Origin of the sequence: Pyxidicoccus caerfyrddinensis (assembly GCF_010894405.1) — a bacterium.
GTDB classification, from domain to species: domain Bacteria; phylum Myxococcota; class Myxococcia; order Myxococcales; family Myxococcaceae; genus Myxococcus; species Myxococcus caerfyrddinensis.
Genome location: NZ_JAAIYA010000011.1, coordinates 249,123 through 267,321 on the forward strand (window position 1 = coordinate 249,123; position 18,199 = coordinate 267,321).

An 18,199-nucleotide genomic window follows, 5' to 3' on the forward strand; every position below is an offset into this window, starting at 1 on the left:
TCCCCGGTGAATGCTGGCCTGTGTGGGGACCGCGATCCTAGAGTGACGGCCACACCCACGACTACGGACACAGGAGGATTGCCGCACGTGACCCCGCCAGCCATCCGGCTCTTCAACACGATGACCATGCAGAAGGAGCTGCTGGAGCCCGCCACCCCTGGCGAGGTTGGGGTCTATGTGTGTGGTCCTACGACCTATAGTTACATCCACATCGGCAACGCGCGCACCTTCACCTCCTTCGACGTGGTGGTGCGGTACCTCCGCCACCGGGGGTTCAAGGTGCGCTACGTCCGCAACTACACCGACGTGGACGACAAGATCATCAAGGCCGCCGCGGAGACGGGCGAGACGGCGGTGGAACTGTCGAACCGCTACGTGGAGATCTTCCGCGAGGACGCGCGGGGCCTGCACCTGCTGGAGCCGGACGTCTCGCCGAAGGTGAGCGAGCACATCCCCGAAATCATCGGCATCATCCAGAAGCTCGTCGACAACGGCCACGCGTACGCGTCCCAGGGCGACGTGTACTTCTCGGTGAAGAGCGACCCGGACTACGCGAAGCTCTCCAAGCGTAACCTGGACGAGCTGTGCGTGGGCGAGCGCGTCCAGCCGGGCGAGCAGAAGCACGAGCCGCTGGACTTCGCGCTGTGGAAGGGCGACAAGCCGGGCGAGCCCGCGTGGGACAGTCCCTGGGGACCGGGCCGGCCGGGCTGGCACATCGAGTGCTCGGCGATGAGCGCGAAGTACCTGGGCGAGACGTTCGACATCCATGGCGGGGCGCTGGACCTCATCTTCCCCCACCACGAGAACGAGATTGCCCAGAGCGAGTCCGCCAACCGCAAGCCGTTCGCCAAGTACTGGATGCACTGCGGCTTCCTGGACCTCGAAGGCGCGAAGATGTCCAAGTCGCTGGGCAACGTGGTGCGCCTGCGCGACGCCCTGGCCAAGGTGGACGCGGAGGCCCTGCGCTTCTTCTTCCTCTCCACGCACTACCGCCACCCGCTGAACTTCGCCGACAAGGCGCTGGCGGATGCGGAAGCGCGCCTGGAGTACTTCTACGAGACGCTGCGCAAGGTGGACGACCGGGTGGCGGGCAAGGACTTCGGCAAGGGGCCGCTCCACGGCGAGCCGCACCGTTACTTCGCCGAGTTCGAGTCCGCCATGGACGACGACTTCAACAGCGCGGGGGCGCTCGGTGCGCTGTCCGGCCTCTTCGTGCTGATGAACGAACTGGTCGACAAGCCGCCGGTCAAGGACAAGGCGCTGATGGGGCGCACGCTCCAGGCCCTGCGCGAGGACGTGCGCCGGGTGTCCGGCATCCTCGGCATCTTCGAGGATGACGCGGGCCCGTGGCTGTTGCGCCGTCGCGACAGGGCCGTGCGCGAGCGCGGCATCGACGTGGCGGAAGTCGAGCGCCTGCTCGGCGAGCGGACCGCCGCCCGTGCCGCGAAGGACTTCGCGGCGGCGGACCGGGTGCGCGGCGCGCTGAAGGAGAAGGGCGTGGAAATCATGGACACGCCTGCTGGGACGACGTGGAAGGTGGCCCCGGCGCAGGGGTGACGCGGCTGCTGCATGGTCCCGGAGCTTCGTGTTAGGGCTCCGGGCACCATGAAGCACCTGGTGTCCCTGCTCCTCGCCCTCTGTGCCGTCCCCGCGCTCGCGCAGCGCATGCCGCTCGTCACTCCCGCGGAGAAGGCCGCTTCGGCGGTCATCGTCCCGGACGTGCTGCGCGCGCACGTGCGCTTCCTCTCCCACGACTTGCTCGAGGGCCGGGGCCCCGGCACCCGGGGCGACGCGCTGGCGCAGGCGTACATCGCCGCGCAGTTCGAGGCGTTGGGCCTTCAGCCGGCGGGCACGGATGGCTCGTACTTCCAGCAGTTCGACCTGGTGGGCATCACCAGCCACCCGAAGGGCCTGACGTTCCGCGCGCCGCAGGGCACGGCGGAGCTCGAGTTCCACGAGGACTTCATCGCCGTCTCCGGCGTGCAGGCGCCCGAGGCGAAGCTGGAGGACTCCGAGCTCGTCTTCGTGGGCTACGGCATCCAGGCCCCCGAGTACGAGTGGGACGACTTCAAGGGGATGGACCTGCGCGGCAAGACGCTGCTCATCCTCAACAACGACCCCGAGGACGACCCCAAGCTCTTCGCCGGTCGCACGCGGCTCTGGTACGGCCGCTGGGATTACAAGTACGAGCAGGCCGCCAAGGTGGGCGCGGCGGGCGCCATCATCATCCACACCACGCCCAGCGCGGGCTACCCGTGGCAGGTGGTGCAGTCGTCGTGGACGGGCGAGCAGTTCGAGTTGCCCGCCACCGCAGGCCCGCGCACGCAGATCAAGGCGTGGACCACCGAGGCCGCCACGCGCCGCGTGCTCCAGCTCGCCGGAAAGGACCTGGATGCGCTCCGGGCCGCCGCGCAGAAGCGGGACTTCCAGCCGGTGCCGCTGGGCATGCAGGTGTCCGCGCGCTTCACCAGCGAGGTGCGCCGCCGGCCCACCGCCAACGTGCTGGCGATGCTGCCCGGCAGCGACGCGAAGCTGGCCCGGGAGGTGGTGCTCTACAGCGCGCACCATGACCACCTGGGCATGAAGGAGGGCGGGAAGGCGGGCGAGGACACCATCTACAACGGCGCGCTCGACAACGCGGCCGGCGTGGCGGCGATGCTGTCGGTGGCGAAGGCCTTCCGCGAGCTGCCGCAGCCTCCGCGCCGCTCCATCCTCTTCGCCGCCGTGGCCGCGGAGGAGCAGGGCCTGCTGGGCTCGCAGTACCTCGCCGAGCATCCGCCCGTGCCGGCCGGCCGCGTCGCCGCCAACATCAACATCGACGGTGCCAACATCCACGGCCGCACCAAGGACCTCACCGTCATCGGCCTGGGCAAGTCCAGCCTGGACGCCACCATCACCGGTCTGGCGAAGACGCAGGGCCGGGTGGTGAAGGCGGACCAGTTGTCCGACCGCGGCTTCTTCTACCGCTCGGACCAGTTCAACTTCGCGAAGCAGGGCATCCCCGCCGCGTACTTCGGCAGCGGCATGGACTTCGTGGGGCGGCCGGAGGGCTGGGGCAAGCAGCAGCGCGAGGCGTGGGAGGCGAAGCACTACCACCAGCCCTCCGACGAGCTGCGCCCGGAGTGGGACCTCACCGGCGCGGTGGAGGACGTGCGCCTCTTCTTCCTCCTGGGCGCCAATGTGGCCCGGGCTCCGGACATGCCGCGCTGGAACAAGGGTGACGAGTTCGAGGCCGCCCGCCTGGAGTCCCTGGAGGCGTTGAAGGCGGGCGCCTTGAAGTAGGCACGCGCTCCGTCGTCCGACCGACGGGCAGGCACGAACCAGCGGCCTTCCCCTCCGTGGGGTGTTAAACCTCACGGCCATGCCGGACTTCCAGCTCGTCAGTGACCACAAGCCCGAGGGCGACCAGCCGCGGGCCATTGGAGAACTCACGGAGGGCGTCCTACGGGGCGACCGCTACCAGACCCTCCTGGGCGTCACGGGTTCGGGCAAGACCTTCACCATGGCGAACGTCATCGCCAACGTGAAGCGCCCGTCGCTGGTCATCGCGCACAACAAGACCCTGGCCGCCCAGCTCTACGGCGAGTTCAAGACGCTCTTCCCGAACAACGCCGTCGAGTACTTCGTCTCGTACTACGACTACTACCAGCCCGAGGCCTACGTCCCGTCGACGGACACCTTCATCGAGAAGGACTCGTCCATCAACGACAACATCGAGCGGATGCGCCACTCGGCCACCCACTCGCTGCGCACGCGCGACGACGTCATCATCGTCGCCTCCGTGTCCTGCATCTACGGCCTCGGCGCGGCCCGCAGCTACGTGGACCTGGCGGTGCGCGCCGGCGTCGGCGAGGAGATGGGCCGCGACACCTTCATGCGCCGGCTGGTGGAAGCCCAGTACGAGCGCAATGACCTCGACTTCCACCGCGGCACCTTCCGCGCGCGCGGCGACACCGTCGAGGTGTTCCCCGCATACGAGGAGGAGCGCGCCGTGCGCATCTCCTTCTTCGGCGACGAGGTGGAGAAGATCACCGAGTTCGACCCGCTGCGCGGCGTGACGATTGGCGCGCTGGACAAAATCGTCATCTTCCCCGCGAGCCACTACGTGGCCGGGGAGGAGGTGCGCAAGCGCGCCCTGACGACCATCCGCGACGAGCTGTCCGAGCAGCTCCAGGCCTTCAAGCGCGACGGCAAGCTGCTGGAGGCGCAGCGGCTGGAGCAGCGCACCATGTTCGACCTCGAGATGATCGAACAGGTCGGCTACTGCAGCGGCATCGAGAACTACTCGCGCCACTTCTCCGGCCGCGCCCCGGGTGAGCCGCCCCCGTGCCTCATCGACTACTTCCCGCGCAACCTGATGGTCTTCATCGACGAGAGCCACCAGACGGTGCCGCAGATTGGCGCCATGTACCGGGGAGACCGCGCGCGCAAGGAGACGCTGGTCAGCTTCGGCTTCCGCATGCCCAGCGCCCTCGACAACCGCCCGCTGAAGTTCGGCGAGTTCGAGGAGCTGGTGCCCCAGGTCCTCTTCGTCTCCGCGACGCCGTCCGAGTACGAGCTGCAGAAGTCCCACGGCGTGGTGGTGGAGCAGATCATCCGCCCCACCGGCCTGACGGACCCCGAGGTGGAGACGCGTCCCGTGGGCAACCAGGTGGACGACCTGCTGGAAGAGGTGCGCCTGCGCGTGGCCCGCAAGGAGCGCGTCCTGGTGACGACGCTCACCAAGCGCATGGCGGAGGACCTCACCGAGTACTACGCCGACGTGGGCGTGCGCGTGCGCTACCTGCACTCGGACATCGACGCGATTGAACGCATGGCCATCATCCGGGACTTGCGCAAAGGCGAGTTCGACGTGCTGGTGGGCATCAACCTGCTGCGCGAGGGCCTGGACATCCCCGAGGTGTCGCTGGTGGCCATCCTCGACGCGGACAAGGAGGGCTTCCTGCGCAGCCACGTGTCGCTCATCCAGACCATCGGCCGCGCGGCCCGTAACCTCCACGGCCGCGTCATCATGTATTCGGACAGCATCACCGACTCCATGAAGAAGGCGCTCGACGAGACGACGCGCCGCCGCGACATCCAGAGGAAGCATAACCAGGAGCACGGCATCACCCCGCGCTCCGTGAAGAGCAACATCACCGACCTGTCCGAGCACGGTGCCTACGACGCGGGGGACGCGGGCGCCCTGCCCATGGCCGCCGAGGGCGAGGACGACCTGCTCCAGCCCAAGGAGATCAAGCGGCTCATCGCGGAGTTCACCAAGGACATGCTCGCCGCCGCGGACGAGATGCAGTTCGAGAAGGCCGCCGAGTACCGCGACAGGGTGCAGCTCCTCAAGGACATGGACCTGGGGCTCAAGCCCGCCTCGCGCTCGCTGCTGAAGGCTCCCGCGAAGAAGGCGGAGGACGAGCCTGGGCGGGGCCGCGGCAAGGGCCGGGGGCGCGGAGGCGGTGGTTCGGGGGCGCGGGCACGGGGCCGTCGGTAGTCTTCGGGAGACCGCGCGAACATGGACGTGAAGCTTCAAGAGAAGCTGGACGCCCTTCCCACCGAGCCCGGCGTGTACCTGATGAAGGACCGCCGGGGGCAGATCATCTACGTGGGCAAGGCGGTGAACCTGCGCAGCCGCGTGCGCTCGTACTTCACGCGCACCGGGGACACGCGCGTCTTCGTGTCGCTGTTGGATCAGCTGCTGGGCGACCTGGAGACGGTGCTCGTCAACAACGAGAAGGAGGCGCTGCTCCTCGAGAACGAGCTGATCAAGAAGCACAAGCCGCGCTTCAACGTGCTGCTCAAGGACGACAAGCAGTTCATCTCCTTGAGGCTCGACAGGACGCAGGCGTACCCACGCCTGGAGGTGGTGCGCAAGTACGAGAAGGACGGCGCGCGCTACTTCGGCCCGTACTCCAGCGCGGGCGCCATCCGCGAGACGCTGCGCATCATCAACCGCTACTTCCGGCTGCGCACCTGCACGGACCACGTGCTGGCCAATCGCAAACGGCCCTGCCTGCTGTTTCAGATTGGCCGCTGCCCCGCGCCGTGCGTGCACCCCGTCCCCGAGGAGGACTACCGCCGCAGCGTGGACGAGGTGACGATGTTCCTCGAGGGCAAGGCCAGCGAGCTGGTGGAGGGCCTGCGCCTGCGCATGAAGCGCGCCTCCCAGGAGCTGAAGTTCGAGGAGGCCGCGCGCCTGAGAGACCAGCTGAACGCGATTGAGCGCAGCCTGGAGCGGCAGAAGGTGGCCACCACCGACTTCAAGGACCAGGACGTGTTCGCCCTCCACCGCGAGGGGGACCGCATCCTGTTCTACGTCCTCTGGGTGCGGCAGGGCCGCCTCAACGGCGGTCAGGCCTTCCCCTTCGGCAGCCAGGAGTTCCCCGACGCGGAGCTGCTCTCCTCGTTCGTCAACCTCTACTACGACCACGGCAGCTTCGTGCCGGAGGAGGTGCTGCTGCCGCTGGAGCCCGACGACGGCACCGAAGGGCTCGAGGCGCTGCTCACCGAGCGCAAGGGCGAGCGCGTCCGGCTGGTGGTGCCCAAGCGCGGCGAGAAGCACGACCTGGTGCTGATGGCGGTGAAGAACGCCGAGCAGGCCTTCCTCGAGCGCCGCCGCACCAAGGACGAGACGGACGGCGTGCTCTCCCGCCTCCAGCAGCGGCTGGGCCTGCGCAACTTCCCGCGCCGCATGGAGTGCTTCGACATCTCGCACTTCCAGGGCTCGGCGATTGTCGCCTCACAGGTGGCGGTGACGGACGGCGAGACGGACAAGTCGCGCTACCGCAAATACAAGATCAAGACGCTGGACAAGCAGGACGACTTCGCCAGCATGTACGAAGTGGTGACGCGCCGGCTCAAGCGGGGGCAGGAGGACAACGATCTGCCGGATCTGCTCGTCATCGACGGTGGCAAGGGCCAGCTCGCCAGCGCCCACGCGGCCATGAAGGACCTGGGCGTGGACACGGTGGACGTGGTGGGCCTCGCCAAGAGCCGCGATCTGGAGGTCTTCGACCGGGACGCGGAGAGCGCGAAGAGCCCCGAGCGCGTCTTCGTGGTGGGGCGTAAAGACCCCATCGTCCTCCAGCAGAACTCCGCGGAGATGTTCATGCTCACGCGAATGCGGGACGAGGCGCACCGCTTTGCAATCACCTTCCAGAAGCAGGTGCTGCGAAAGAGCCGGGTGCGCTCGGCGCTGGAGGACATTCCCGGGGTGGGGGAGGCGCGGCGGAAGATGTTGCTGCGCCACTTCGGTTCGCTCAAACGGGTGGGTGACGCCACCATCGAGGAATTGGCGGAGGTGGTGGGGCCCGCCGTGGCCGAGCGCGTCCACGCCGGCCTCCACGGGCATCCAGAGGAGGATGAGGAGGACCCGGTACGTCAGGCGTCCCTGGACGACGCCAGCGAACCGGTGAACGAAAAATCGCAGGGAGGGTCGCCACCCGGTGCGGCGTGATTAATTTCCGCTGCAGAACCGAGGGGGAAGCGCGCTGGAACCGCGAAGTTCCCGGGGTTTTTCATTGCGACTGGGCTCGGCGCTGATTTATAGCGGTTCACGATTCCGAGCATGTTTTAGAGAGGGCGAGGGACCGACATGAGGCTGTATCCGAAGGTGATCCCGATCATCTCGCGCGAGGGAATTCAGCAGCTCATGCAGGACGGGGACATCGAGGTGGAGCCGATGCGCGTGGCTGACGCCGAGATGGACCTGTCGGCCATCATGCGCGAGTACCTCGCCAACGAGGAACGTGTGAACCAGGCGACGCGTGAGGCGCTGGAGCGTCGCGGATATGACTACTCGAAGTTCAACCAGGTGAAGCGCGAGATGGCGGACGTTCGCGGCTTCAAGATGGGCGACGAGGGCATCGAGTACGTCATCAACCAGATGATTGAGTTCCTGCTCATCAGCCGGAACGTCGAAGAGGTATACGCCGCCGACAACGTGCTGCGTCAGAAGATCTTCGCGGTGATGAAGCGGCACCTGGACGTGGACGACGAAATCGACAAGGAGGCCCGCTCCCGGCTGAAGCACCTGCAGGAGGGCACCAGCGCCTTCGACATCGAGTACAACAAGACGGTCGAGCAGATCCGCCGCGCCCGGGGTCTCATCTAGCCTTCAGGAGAGGGGACTGTCGTTCCCCGCTCCGCTGCCTACCTTGTGAGACAAGGAGGCAGCGTCGATGGCGGGACCCTTCTTCTCCACGTTTCTACTGTCCGGTTTCCTGGCTGCCACGCCAGGCGGGTTCACGTTCGAGGGCCGAGAGGCCAGCGCGAGGACCGAGCAGCCGGACGGCTTCTTCATCCAAGGCCCACTGCCCTTCACCGACCTGGCCGAGAGCGGCACGGGTAGCGCCTCCCTGTCCGTGGAAGACAGGGTGTCCCTGCCCGGTGCCACGTACGGCGACAAGGGGCAGCTGTCGGCCACCTTCCGGCTGGGCGGGGTGGAGTACCGGGTGGAGCTGACCCGGCCCGGCTTCCCGCCTCCCCAGGTGAGGGGGCAGGCCGCCTCGGGCCCGCTTCCCCGCCCGCCGCCGCACGCCATTGGCGGCGGGGTGCTGCTGGACGTGCCGCTCTACGGCGACAGCGGGCTGGGCTGGGCGGCGATGACGCGCACGCATGCGGCGGCGGCCGTGTGGGGCGTGGGCAGCGTGTGGCGCAACGGGCAGCTCCTCACCGACGCGGCCTTCGTGCACGCGGCGGCGCTGGACGCGGGCACGTACGCGGATGACGACACGCACCGGCTGCTGCGGCAGGCGCGCTTCGGGGACTCGGAGCTGGTGGTGCTGGTGTGGAACCTGCCCGCGTCGCTGGAGCCGCGCGGCTTCATCCAGTTCGTACTCGAGGACGTGGCCATCTCCGTGGACGGCGCGTCCGTGCCCTCGCAGGCGGTGGTGGAGACCACGGGGAACCCGCCGGCGGACTGGGGCATGCTGACGCCCACGCCGCCCACCACCATTCTCGGCGCGCCGCTCACCGGCTCGCCCGAGCCTGCTCCCGCGCCCACGACGGGCGTGGGCGGGAGCGGCACCTCTTCGACGGACTTCGCCACGGCGCGCGGTGGCAGCCCGGAGACGACGCCCGGGGCCGCGACGGACGTAGGCGTGGCGGGTGGCGGCCGGGACATCGTCGCCACCGAGGGCGGCGGCATCGTGACGGTGGGCGGGGCCACCACCGGTACCGGGGGCTCGGGGACGGGCACCGAGGGCACCGGGTCGACGCTGGAAGGCGGCGCCATGGGCACGGGGACGGGCCTGGGGACGAGCGTGGCCGGTGGCGGGACGACGACGACGGGGGCGCCCCTGCCCAATGCGGAAAGCGGGGTGGTGGGCGGGCCGGTGACGGCGACGACTCCGGCGCCCGCGGAGGGCTCCGGCGCGCTGGGCGGGACGGGGCAGCCGTCGGTGGCGGGCGTGGCGGGTGGCGCGCTGGTGACGCCGCCCGGCTCCACGGTGGGGCCGTCGCTGCCGGGCTCTGAAGTCCCCGGGCTTCCGGTGACGCCGGACGTGACGAGCGGCACGTTCCCCGTTACGGGAGCGCCGAATCCGCCGGTGAACATCTCGGGCTCCCTGCCGGGCACGCCCGCGCCGGGCTCGCAGCCGGCCGCGGAAGGCGCGGTGGTGCCAGGGACGGCGCCGCCGGGGTCGGCGTCGGGCTTCGGCCCGGCGACGAGCGCCTTCACCACCGCACCGGGCGGGGTGTCCACGCTGGGCTTCTTCTCGGTGCAGTCGGTGACGCCCGGCACCTTCGACGCGTTCCTCGGGACGGCCCAGTCGAGCACGGGCATCATCGCGACGCCGCCGCCGCTGAACTCGGACACGGCGACGCCTCCGTCCGCGCTGCTGGGCTCACCCGCGCCGCTCACCGCCGGCCAGGCGCCGCCGCTGCTCGGGACGCCCGCGCCGCTCACCGCCGCCCCGGCCACGCCGCTTCCGGCCACGCCTGCGCCGGGCAACGTGACACCCGGTGCGAGCACCAGCACCGCGGCCCCGGCGGCACCCGCGGCGCCGGCGACCTCGCCCGGCGGGACGGGGGTTCCGCCCAGCATCTGACGGAAGGAGGGCCCGTGCCCTCGCGCGTGGCGGCCTCAGCGCAGGCGCGTGGGCACGTAGCCCTGGCGCTGCATGGCCGCGGCCTGGGACAGGCGCTTGCGGAGCTGGACGATGACGTGGTGCAGGTACTCCACCCGCTGGAGGACGCGGAGGTCCTCGCCCGCATCCAGCAGCGTCACCGGGGACAATTCCTCGGTGCGCAGCGTGTCCAACAGCTCGGTGAAGTGGGTGCCCACGTCCCCGAGCGCATCGAGCCCCTCGCGCAGGTCGTCCTCCAGCAGGTCCACGAGGACCTTCGCGTCCGTGCGGGCGGGGAGGGAATGGGCCAGGCGCTCCATGGCCGCGCGGACCGGGTCGGCGCGGCGCGGTTGCGCGGAGGCGGCGAGGGCGAGGGCCGGAGGGGGCATGCCCATGACGCTACAGGCCGGTAGCACCCCGTCAATTTTCCGGCCGCCCCCGCGCGCGTTCGTCAGAGCGAGCGGAGGAACGCCACCAGCGCCGCGCGGTCCACGGCGGACCGCACGCGGAAGCCCTCGCGCGACGTCTCCGCCTCGCCGCCGTGCCAGAGGATGGCCTCCTCCAGCGTGCGAGCCCGGCCGTCGTGCAGGAACGCCGCGTAGGGCAACACGGTTTGTGTCAGTCCCAGTCCCCACAGCGCGGGCGTGCGCCACTCCGCGCCCGAGGCCGCGCCGTCCGGCCGTCCATCCGCGAGCGCCGGGCCCAAATCGTGGAGCAGCAGGTCCGTGTACGGGTGGATGCGCTGGTGCTCCAATTCGGTCACCGCGTGCGTGCCCGTCTCCAGCATCTCGCGGTGGCACTGCTCGCAGCCCAGCGTCTTGAAGAGCCCCTCGCCGCGCCGCACCTCCGCGTCGTCCAGCGCCGTGCGTGCCGGCACACCCAGCGACTGGGCGTAGAAGACGGCCGCGTCCAGCGTGTCGCGCGAAATCTCGTGCGTGCCGTCCGGCTCGGGGAAGAGGGGATTGGTCACCCCCATGTCGTTGACGTACGCCTCGGCGGACTGCTGCGCGAGGTGCGGGCTGTTCGCCTTCCAACCGAAGCGTCCGGGCGCCAGCGCACGGGCCGCCACGTCCCAGACCTCGTTCAGCCGGCCGGAGACGCCGTCCCCGTTCCGGTCATCCGGGTCGGCGAGCGCCCGCAGCGTGGACACGTCCACCGCCTCCAGCAGGCCCAGTCCGAACACGGGCGGGGGCAGCCGCAGCGACGTCAGCAGGCGCTCGGGGAGGGTGGAGCCGTCCCTCGGGGAGATGCTCACCCGCGGCGCGCGCAGCGAGTACGCAGTTCCATCCGCGTAGTGCCCCTGCGTCTCCACCCATGCGAGCGCGACGGCGGCCTCGGGCTGCACACCGTAGTTGGCCTGGTCCTGCACCTGGAAGCCGAAGCCCGGCACCGGCACCGCGCCGTTGGGGTGGTCCGGCGTGCCGTCCGGGAGGCTCACGCGCACGAGCAGCTGCGTGCGCTGCGGGCCCGAGCCCATCACCGGCATGCCGCGCCCGTTGCGCAGGTGGCAGCCGTTGCAGGACGTGTTGTTGTAGGTGGGCCCCAACCCCGGATTGATGGGCGCGGGGCCTGGCACGAACACCGCCTCGAAGGCCGCGTCGCCCAACCGGTGCCGCTCCTGGTCCTCGGGCAGCAGGTTGGGCGCGGGCTGGGCGAAGGCCAGCGACGTGCGGTCATCGATGGTGGTCGCTCCTCCCGCGCGCGGCGGCTCGGACGGCGCTCCCGGCGCCTCCTCCCCGCAGCCCGTGGTCCACAGCAGCAGCGCTCCCAGCATCAATGGACGTCGCATGGCTTCCCCCCTTTACTCCCAACGGCCCTGCTTCAGCGAGTCACCAGCGGCAGCACTTCCGACTCGAAGGTGGCCTGGAGCTTGCGGATGGCGGCCTGCGCGGCCTCGATTTCGTCCGCGGACGCCGGGTTGGAAATGGAGTCGCGGAAGGGCTCGGGAACCCGGGCGAGCGCATCCTGGGCCGCGTCCAGCTCGGCGATGATGCGCTTGTCCAGCGCCGAGTCCGTCCCGACGACGGTCCGCAGCGAGTGCTGCGCCGTCGTCACCGAGTTCGCGAAGCCGCGGTACGCGTGCCGCACGCTGTCGAGGTTGTTGCTGAAGTCGCTCAGCGAGTTGTACGCGAACTGGCTCTCCACCAGGTTCGGGTCCTTCGCGTCGTACGGGTCGGCAATCTTCCCGTTGGCGACCTCGTCCAGGATGTTGATGATGCCGCCCACCATCTCCTGGGCCGCCGCCTGCGTGGACGGATACGCCGTGTTGCCGGACTGCCCCGCGTTGGCCAGCGTGTCCCGGTACGGCGGGCGGCCGTCGTAGCCCTTCGTCCACGCGTCCGACAGCGACGAGGAGATGGACTTCATCTCCGCGGTGATGGCGGTGAGGTACTCGAACTGGCGCGCGTTGAACTCGCTGGCCTTCTTCGCGCCGCCCTCGCCGAAGAGCAGGTACTCCACCGTGTGGAAGCCCTTCTGCGTCTCCTGCAGGTTGCGGACGTACTCGGGCGTCAGCGCGTCACCGCTGGCGAGCACCGCGTCCAGGTCCGTCCGGTTCACCGGCCAGCTGTCCAGCGCCGGGTCGAAGCCGTAGCTGTCCACCGGGCCGAAGAGGAACGCCTCGCTCTCCTCCCACGGCGCGCGCGCCGCGAACCACGCGTTCTTCGCCGTCTCCAGGCGCGCCTCGCTGGGGTCGGCCTGCAGGGCCCGGGCGGCCGCGTCCAGCGTGGCCAGGCGGGTGGCGAGGTCCTGGTAGGTGGGCACCACCACCTGGTCCACGAAGGTGCTGATGACCGCCGAGTCCACCGTCTCCGGCGTGGGGTTGGAGCAGCAGTCGTCGGTGTTGCAGGCGCCGAGCAGCAGCGCGCCGGACGCGAGCACGGGGGCCAGCGCGAGACGGAGGGTGAGGTGGAAGCGGGTCATGGGGTTCTTCCTTGCGGGGAGTGTCAGTAGGAGAAGCCGGTGGAGAAGCGCAGCGTGTTCTCCGGCCGGAACGTGGCGGCGCCGAGGCGGCGGTGGGCGAAGTCGAGCTTCGCGAAGGCAATGCCCGCGAGCGTGTAGGCCGTGCCCACCGTGTAGACGGTGCGGCGGAAGCGCGGGTTGTCGAACAGCTCGGAGCGCGGGTGGAACTCGGTGTCCGCGTAGTCCACGCGGACGAAGGGGAAGAGCTGGTGCGCGTCGTCCAGGCCCAGCGACGGCGCCACGTCGAAGCCCAGCTCGCCCCAGACGGCCAGCGCGTTGTCGGACACCGGGGTGCGCAGCACGCCCAGCAGGTTGGACAGGCGCGCGTTGCGCTGGGACACCTGCTCCGCGTTGTCCAGGTGGCCCCACAGCACCAGCGCCTTCGCGCGCCAGCGGCCCTTCTGCACGGACAGGTGCGCGTCGAGGATGAGCAGCGGCGCGGACACGTAGCCGCACGGCGCCACCGTGTTCTCGTCCGCGCCCTCGCACTGCTGGATGAGGTCCGGCTTGGGGCGGTTGCGCGTGGTGTTGCCGTAGTAACCGGATGCGCCGAAGCTGAAGCCCTCGAAACGCACGACGTCCGCGCGGCCCACCAGCGCCAGGTCCGACGCCCGTGCCACCTCGAAGCGGCGCTGGTGCCCGGCCACCACCCACAGCTGCGAGCTGAAGCCCGTGGAGTCCAGCCCGTTCACCAACTGCCCGGTGAGGCGCAGGCCCCAGGGCGCCTTCCACTGGAGCTGCACGCCCATCTCGTCCCAGGTGTTGGGGATGATGAGCGTCTCGGCCTCGTCACGCACCGTGGCCAGGTAGTCCGTGGGGCGGTAGTACTCACTCAGCGTGCCCACCGCGACGTAGAAGCGGCCCACGGTGAGCGACGCGTGGCGGCCCAGCTTCTTGGAGAGGTACAGCTCTTCGATGAGCACCTCGCCGCCCTTGTCCACCTCCAGCTCGTACTCGCCGAACTCCTCGTACTCCAACTCCACCGCGGCGCCGGTGCCCGCGTGCTCGAACTCCACCTCCGCCTCGGCCTCCAGCCCGTACTCGGGCAGGCCCGCCTCCATTGCCAGCACCAGCCGCGTGGTGTCGAACGCCAGCCGCGAGTCGCGCTGCGAGCCGCGCGCCCGGTTCTGGTTCTCACCGTAGTTGAAGTACGCGAACTGCAGATCCGCGTAGCCGCCCAGCTCCATGTCGAGCTTGGGGCGTTCTTCCTCTTCCTTCTCCTTCTCGGGGACGTCCTCGTCGGCCCGGGCGGGCACGGCGCAGAGGAGGAGGGGCGCGCACAGCAGCAGCGACAGCGAACGGGATGTACGAGCAGTCATCGGAGCGGCGCGCACCGTACGCCCACGATTTTGATTTTGCAAACCGTTATCATCTTCCGGAAAATGAAGAAGCCCGGGGCGTGGGGGCCCCGGGCTTCGGATGCGGCGGGAAGTCAGCCGGGATGCGTCAGCGGCTCACCACTTCATGTTCTCCTCGCCGCCGGCCTCCTGGCGCTTCTCGCCGGGGCGGGACACGGAGGTGAGGGTGGCGCGCACGGCGCCCAGGTCCAGGGTGCCCACGGCGGCCAGGGGCAGGCGGCGGGCGTCGTCGGAAATCCACACGTGCACCTCGCGCTTCTGCGAGGGCCTGTCGAGGCGGATGGCCATGCCCTGCATGTGCCAGGCGTAGAACTGGCCCAGCGGCGTCGTCACCTGCTCGCGCTTCACCACCGCGCCCTGCATGCGCCACAGCCGGCGCACGCCGTACACGTCGAAGCACACCTGGAGGTTCTCCTGCAGCGGCAGCTGGCGCAGCAGGTAGATGGAGCCGGCCACGTCCAGGCCGTCCTTGTCGTAGGTGTAGTTGAGCTGGCCCTTGGGGCGCTGTCCGACCTGGTAGTCCACCTTCACGGAGCGGTCCTTCGCGCCGAACGCCACCTCCACCTTGCGGCGCTGCTCGTTCTCCGTGGTGTCCTCGACGTAGCGCTTGGGGCGCAGCGTGCGCGGGTGGAGGTACGTGATGGCATTGCCGTGGACCCGGCGCACCTTGGAGAAGAAGGAGTTCGTCTGGGCCTCCACCTCCACCGGCAGGTGCCCGTCCTTCTGCTTCTGGACGCGCATCGTCATCTTCCCGGCCTGGGCGCCCATGGCGTCCAGGTCGAACTCGAGCACCTCGCCGGGCATGAAGGCCATGGGCGTGCGCAGCGCGGGCAGCGCCTGCGCGCAGGGCGCCACGGTGAGGGGGACCTTCTTGTCCTTGTCCGCCACTTCGGCCTTCTCGGCCTCGGGCTTGTCCGCGTCCGCGTCCGGCAGCTGGGCCCAGGCGGTGGCGGTGGACAGCGACAGCCAGGCCGCGAGGAGGGTGCGCATGGAGCTCATCCTTATCCTTCCACAGGGACTACGGGGTGCTGTCGGGCGTCTGACGGCCCGAGCGCTTCGCATATTCGGAATCCGCCCACCGCTTTCGCAGCCGGGCCGTGACTTCCTGACGGACCGCTTCCCATTCTCCCGCATCCCGGGTGATGTCCCAACCCGAGCGGGCCAGCCTCCGCGCGGCCGCTTGCGCGAAGTCACCATCCCCGAGCGCCGTCAGCAGCCGGAGGTACTCGTAGTCCTCCAGCCCGTCTCGCAGATGCTTGAGGCGCAAACTGATGACGGGCTGGTGGCCCGGTGTGCCGAGCCGGGCCGGTGTGCCCGGGTAGAAGAGGGTGCCGTCGCCGTTGCCGCCGAACTCGAAGACGTCCGTCCACACGTCTTTCTTCGTGTTGTAGGCAAACACGGTGTCGAAATAGAGCTCGCCGTCCACGCCGGAGGAGAAGGCCAGCACGCCCATGGCCCGGTTGAGCGGGGCGGGGTGGTCCACCATGTAGGAGGCCCAGCCGCTGTAGGCGGCGTCCACCGCCGCGTCCTCGGGCGGGCCGCCGTTGCAGCCGTGCGAGTTGCAGCTCTGGTACCACCACACCTTCGCGCTTTTGGGCAGGCGGCCTCGGAGCGTGCGGGCCTCCACCACGTTGCGGCACGTCTGCGGGCCGGGGCGCGGGTAGAAGCAGTTGAGGGTGGGCGTGAGGATGTCCGTCGCGCCGCGCAGCGCGTCATCCAGCGGGCTGGTGACGAGCACGGGGATGCCTCCGGCGGTGCGCACGCGCTTCGCCTGGGCGTGCACCAGCGGCACGTCCTCCGGCTTCGGCTCGTCCTTGGCGTAGAAGAAGAGCTGCGCCGGCCAGCCCTTCTTCCGGAAGTGATCGACGAAGGTGCGGTAGTACGCCGCCTTCTCCGCGTCCGTGCTGGCCTGCTTGTTGTCGCGCACCTCGGCGGTGGTGAAGCGCGCCCCCGAGGGCAGCAGGCTGCCGTCGAGGAACGGCCCCATCTCCGCGTCGTACGCGCGCCAGTCCACCACCGGCTTGCCACCGTCGAAGCGCACCGGCGGCGGCGACATGCTCATGCCGTGCGCGCTCACCCGGTGCTCCAGCAGGGCGCGGCCGTAGGCGCGCAAGAGCTCCCGTGCCTCGGGGGACTCCGGCGACACGCCGTGCCCGCGGGCGATGCTGTACAGCGACACACCGAAGCTGGTGGGCAGGGACGGCGTGGCCGGCAGCGCGAAGGGCTGCACCTCCACCGTGAAGGGCACTGGCGCGGGAGACTCGCCCTCCGTCTTCACGCGCAGCTCGCCCTTGTACGTGCCCGGCGCCTGCTTCTCCGGCGCGCACACCTCCACGTAGAGGACGGTGGGCAGCTTCGCGTCGGCCGCTTGAATCGGCGCCTCCACGGGCACCAGCGCGTCCGGCCACGGGCCCGTCTTGCCCTCTCCGTTGGACGGCGTCTTCACGTCCACGAAGACCTGGCGCCACACGGCGGCCTTCAGCGCGGCGCCGGGCCCCGTGAGCGACAGCGCCGCCACCTTCGGGCGCGCCGCGTGCGCGGGCAGCACCACCTGCGTGGCCTCGCACTCGCCGCGGGCCACGCTGAGCCGGGCGTCGCGGCGTCCCTGCACCGCTTCACCCGGACGAACCTTCACCAGGGGCGACACCACCCGCGCCCCCGAAGCGGCCCCTGCCGCCACGTCCGCAGACGCGGCCATCGCCGCCATCACTGCCCACGCCCATGCCCCGCCCATCCGTCCCCTTCGCCTCTCCCGTCGGGCGCTACCCGTCGTTCCCGGCCCGGGCCAGCTCCATGATGCGGCCCGGCTTGTAGTCGGTGATTTCCGCCACCATCGTCCCCAGCGCGAACTCCGCCTCCACGCGCACCGGCACGTGGTTGGGGTCGGTGGTGAGGTACACGAACATGTCCCGCTTCGACGTCAGGCTGCCGCCGAACTCCGCCTGCACGCGCAGCTTGAAGACCTCCCTGGGTCCCAGCTCGGTGTTCATCATCTCGCGCGCTTCCACCTTCGCGCGCATCGTGAAGGTCTTGCTGCCCGTGAAGACGGGGTAGGCGTAGTCCCTGCCCACCTCCAGCTCGCGGTTGCGCAGCGCGAAGGTGGCACCCGTGACGTCCATCGTGCCCAGCTCCAGCTCCCGCGTGGACTCGCGCGGCTGCTCGCCCTCCTTCTGCTTCACCACCAGGGCGCCCTTGCCGTCCGCCTGCATCTTGATGCGCTGGCGGCGGCGCTTGCCGTTCTCGTCCGCGTGCAAGTCACTGCCCAGTACGCGCTGAACGCCGGCCTGCCAGTACGAGACGAACTTGTCCTTGATGGGCCACACGCCGATGACGTCCTGCGAGCGCGCCAGGGCGATGATGGGCCACACTTCCTCGCCGAACTGCTTCATGGGCGCGCCCACCGTCACCTGCGCGGTGCCCGCCGTCACGCCGAGGTACTTCACGCGATACTGGGATTGCTCACCGGGGCCGAAGGCCGGATTGGCGGAAGTGTCCTGGGCCATGGCCGTCACCGACCACACCAGGCCCGCCAGCACCGCCGCGAAACCCCAATTGGACTGCGCACGCATCGAGTGAGCTCCCTCGCTTGGAAGTTAAGTAGCCTGGACCCTGTCCGCCAGACCCGCCCCCAACCGTCCCCGCCGTGCCGCATTTCCACTGACGTGCCTGCAGACCAGGCATTCAACGGGTGCTTGCCCGCTCCACAGGGGGTCTGCGGAAACCTCACGGGGGGCACACTCTCTCATGCCCGGCCCACGGGGCGCCTCTTCCGCCCCCGAGCCCGGTCGCCCTCCATGCGGCTTACGGTGTCCACCCGCCGAC

At 69.8% G+C, this 18,199-nt stretch carries 13 protein-coding genes; 6 read left to right on the forward strand and 7 right to left on the reverse strand.

Annotated features, from left to right (window positions below; all coding sequences use genetic code 11):
* Window positions 1–87: 87 nt before the first annotated feature.
* The 6 genes from cysS (at window position 88) to G4D86_RS52225 (ending at window position 10,040) form a co-directional block, all read left to right on the forward strand.
* Window positions 88–1,557: a cysteine--tRNA ligase gene (gene cysS, locus G4D86_RS26880; RefSeq protein WP_163996896.1), complete on the forward strand. Its 1,470-nt coding sequence runs from the start codon at window positions 88–90 to the stop codon at window positions 1,555–1,557.
* Between the two features lie 48 nt (window positions 1,558–1,605).
* Window positions 1,606–3,282, forward strand: coding sequence for a M28 family metallopeptidase (locus G4D86_RS26885; protein ID WP_163996897.1), 1,677 nt, complete (start codon window positions 1,606–1,608; stop codon window positions 3,280–3,282).
* A 79-nt stretch (window positions 3,283–3,361) separates the two neighbouring features.
* On the forward strand, window positions 3,362–5,485 hold the full coding sequence (gene uvrB, locus G4D86_RS26890; protein ID WP_163996898.1) for an excinuclease ABC subunit UvrB: 2,124 nt from the start codon (window positions 3,362–3,364) through the stop codon (window positions 5,483–5,485).
* Between the two features lie 21 nt (window positions 5,486–5,506).
* Window positions 5,507–7,447, forward strand: coding sequence for an excinuclease ABC subunit UvrC (gene uvrC / locus G4D86_RS26895; protein WP_163996899.1), 1,941 nt, complete (start codon window positions 5,507–5,509; stop codon window positions 7,445–7,447).
* A 138-nt stretch (window positions 7,448–7,585) separates the two neighbouring features.
* Window positions 7,586–8,104, forward strand: coding sequence for a DUF507 family protein (locus G4D86_RS26900; RefSeq protein ID WP_163996900.1), 519 nt, complete (start codon window positions 7,586–7,588; stop codon window positions 8,102–8,104).
* A gap of 67 nt (window positions 8,105–8,171) precedes the next feature.
* Window positions 8,172–10,040, forward strand: a complete 1,869-nt coding sequence (locus tag G4D86_RS52225; RefSeq protein WP_205519750.1) for a hypothetical protein — start codon at window positions 8,172–8,174, stop codon at window positions 10,038–10,040.
* 35 nt (window positions 10,041–10,075) lie between these two features.
* On the opposite strand, the gene G4D86_RS26910 is transcribed toward G4D86_RS52225, so the two are convergent.
* From G4D86_RS26910 to G4D86_RS26940, 7 genes are all read right to left on the reverse strand, one after another.
* On the reverse strand, window positions 10,076–10,447 hold the full coding sequence (locus G4D86_RS26910) for a hypothetical protein (protein WP_205519751.1): 372 nt from the start codon (window positions 10,445–10,447) through the stop codon (window positions 10,076–10,078).
* 62 nt (window positions 10,448–10,509) lie between these two features.
* Window positions 10,510–11,847 carry a di-heme oxidoreductase family protein gene (locus G4D86_RS26915; RefSeq protein ID WP_163996902.1) on the reverse strand — a complete coding sequence of 446 codons (1,338 nt, stop codon included), beginning with the start codon at window positions 11,845–11,847 and terminating at the stop codon, window positions 10,510–10,512.
* Between the two features lie 32 nt (window positions 11,848–11,879).
* Window positions 11,880–12,980 (reverse strand): imelysin family protein, encoded by a 1,101-nt coding sequence (locus tag G4D86_RS26920; protein WP_163996903.1) that lies wholly within the window; start codon window positions 12,978–12,980, stop codon window positions 11,880–11,882.
* A gap of 23 nt (window positions 12,981–13,003) precedes the next feature.
* On the reverse strand, window positions 13,004–14,338 hold the full coding sequence (locus G4D86_RS26925) for a hypothetical protein (RefSeq protein WP_163996904.1): 1,335 nt from the start codon (window positions 14,336–14,338) through the stop codon (window positions 13,004–13,006).
* Between the two features lie 135 nt (window positions 14,339–14,473).
* Window positions 14,474–15,376, reverse strand: coding sequence for a DUF3108 domain-containing protein (locus G4D86_RS26930; RefSeq protein ID WP_163996905.1), 903 nt, complete (start codon window positions 15,374–15,376; stop codon window positions 14,474–14,476).
* Window positions 15,377–15,395: 19 nt separating this feature from the next.
* Complete coding sequence (locus tag G4D86_RS26935; RefSeq protein WP_163996906.1) at window positions 15,396–17,111, reverse strand: DUF4091 domain-containing protein; 1,716 nt, start codon at window positions 17,109–17,111, stop codon at window positions 15,396–15,398.
* A 28-nt stretch (window positions 17,112–17,139) separates the two neighbouring features.
* On the reverse strand, window positions 17,140–17,946 hold the full coding sequence (locus tag G4D86_RS26940; RefSeq protein WP_163996907.1) for a DUF3108 domain-containing protein: 807 nt from the start codon (window positions 17,944–17,946) through the stop codon (window positions 17,140–17,142).
* Window positions 17,947–18,199 lie beyond the last annotated feature (253 nt).

Excerpts from the sequence above, each read along its gene's own strand:
- G4D86_RS52225 (WP_205519750.1), top strand. The coding sequence starts at position 8,172 with ATGGCGGGACCCTTCTTCTCCACGTTTCTACTGTCCGGTTTCCTGGCT.
- G4D86_RS26910 (WP_205519751.1), bottom strand. The coding sequence starts at position 10,447 with ATGCCCCCTCCGGCCCTCGCCCTCGCCGCCTCCGCGCAACCGCGCCGC.
- uvrC (WP_163996899.1), top strand. The coding sequence starts at position 5,507 with ATGGACGTGAAGCTTCAAGAGAAGCTGGACGCCCTTCCCACCGAGCCC.
- G4D86_RS26885 (WP_163996897.1), top strand. The coding sequence starts at position 1,606 with ATGAAGCACCTGGTGTCCCTGCTCCTCGCCCTCTGTGCCGTCCCCGCG.
- G4D86_RS26930 (WP_163996905.1), bottom strand. The coding sequence starts at position 15,376 with ATGAGCTCCATGCGCACCCTCCTCGCGGCCTGGCTGTCGCTGTCCACC.
- G4D86_RS26940 (WP_163996907.1), bottom strand. The coding sequence starts at position 17,946 with ATGCGTGCGCAGTCCAATTGGGGTTTCGCGGCGGTGCTGGCGGGCCTG.
- G4D86_RS26925 (WP_163996904.1), bottom strand. The coding sequence starts at position 14,338 with ATGACTGCTCGTACATCCCGTTCGCTGTCGCTGCTGCTGTGCGCGCCC.
- G4D86_RS26915 (WP_163996902.1), bottom strand. The coding sequence starts at position 11,847 with ATGCGACGTCCATTGATGCTGGGAGCGCTGCTGCTGTGGACCACGGGC.
- G4D86_RS26935 (WP_163996906.1), bottom strand. The coding sequence starts at position 17,111 with ATGGGCGGGGCATGGGCGTGGGCAGTGATGGCGGCGATGGCCGCGTCT.
- G4D86_RS26920 (WP_163996903.1), bottom strand. The coding sequence starts at position 12,980 with ATGACCCGCTTCCACCTCACCCTCCGTCTCGCGCTGGCCCCCGTGCTC.
- G4D86_RS26900 (WP_163996900.1), top strand. The coding sequence starts at position 7,586 with ATGAGGCTGTATCCGAAGGTGATCCCGATCATCTCGCGCGAGGGAATT.
- uvrB (WP_163996898.1), top strand. The coding sequence starts at position 3,362 with ATGCCGGACTTCCAGCTCGTCAGTGACCACAAGCCCGAGGGCGACCAG.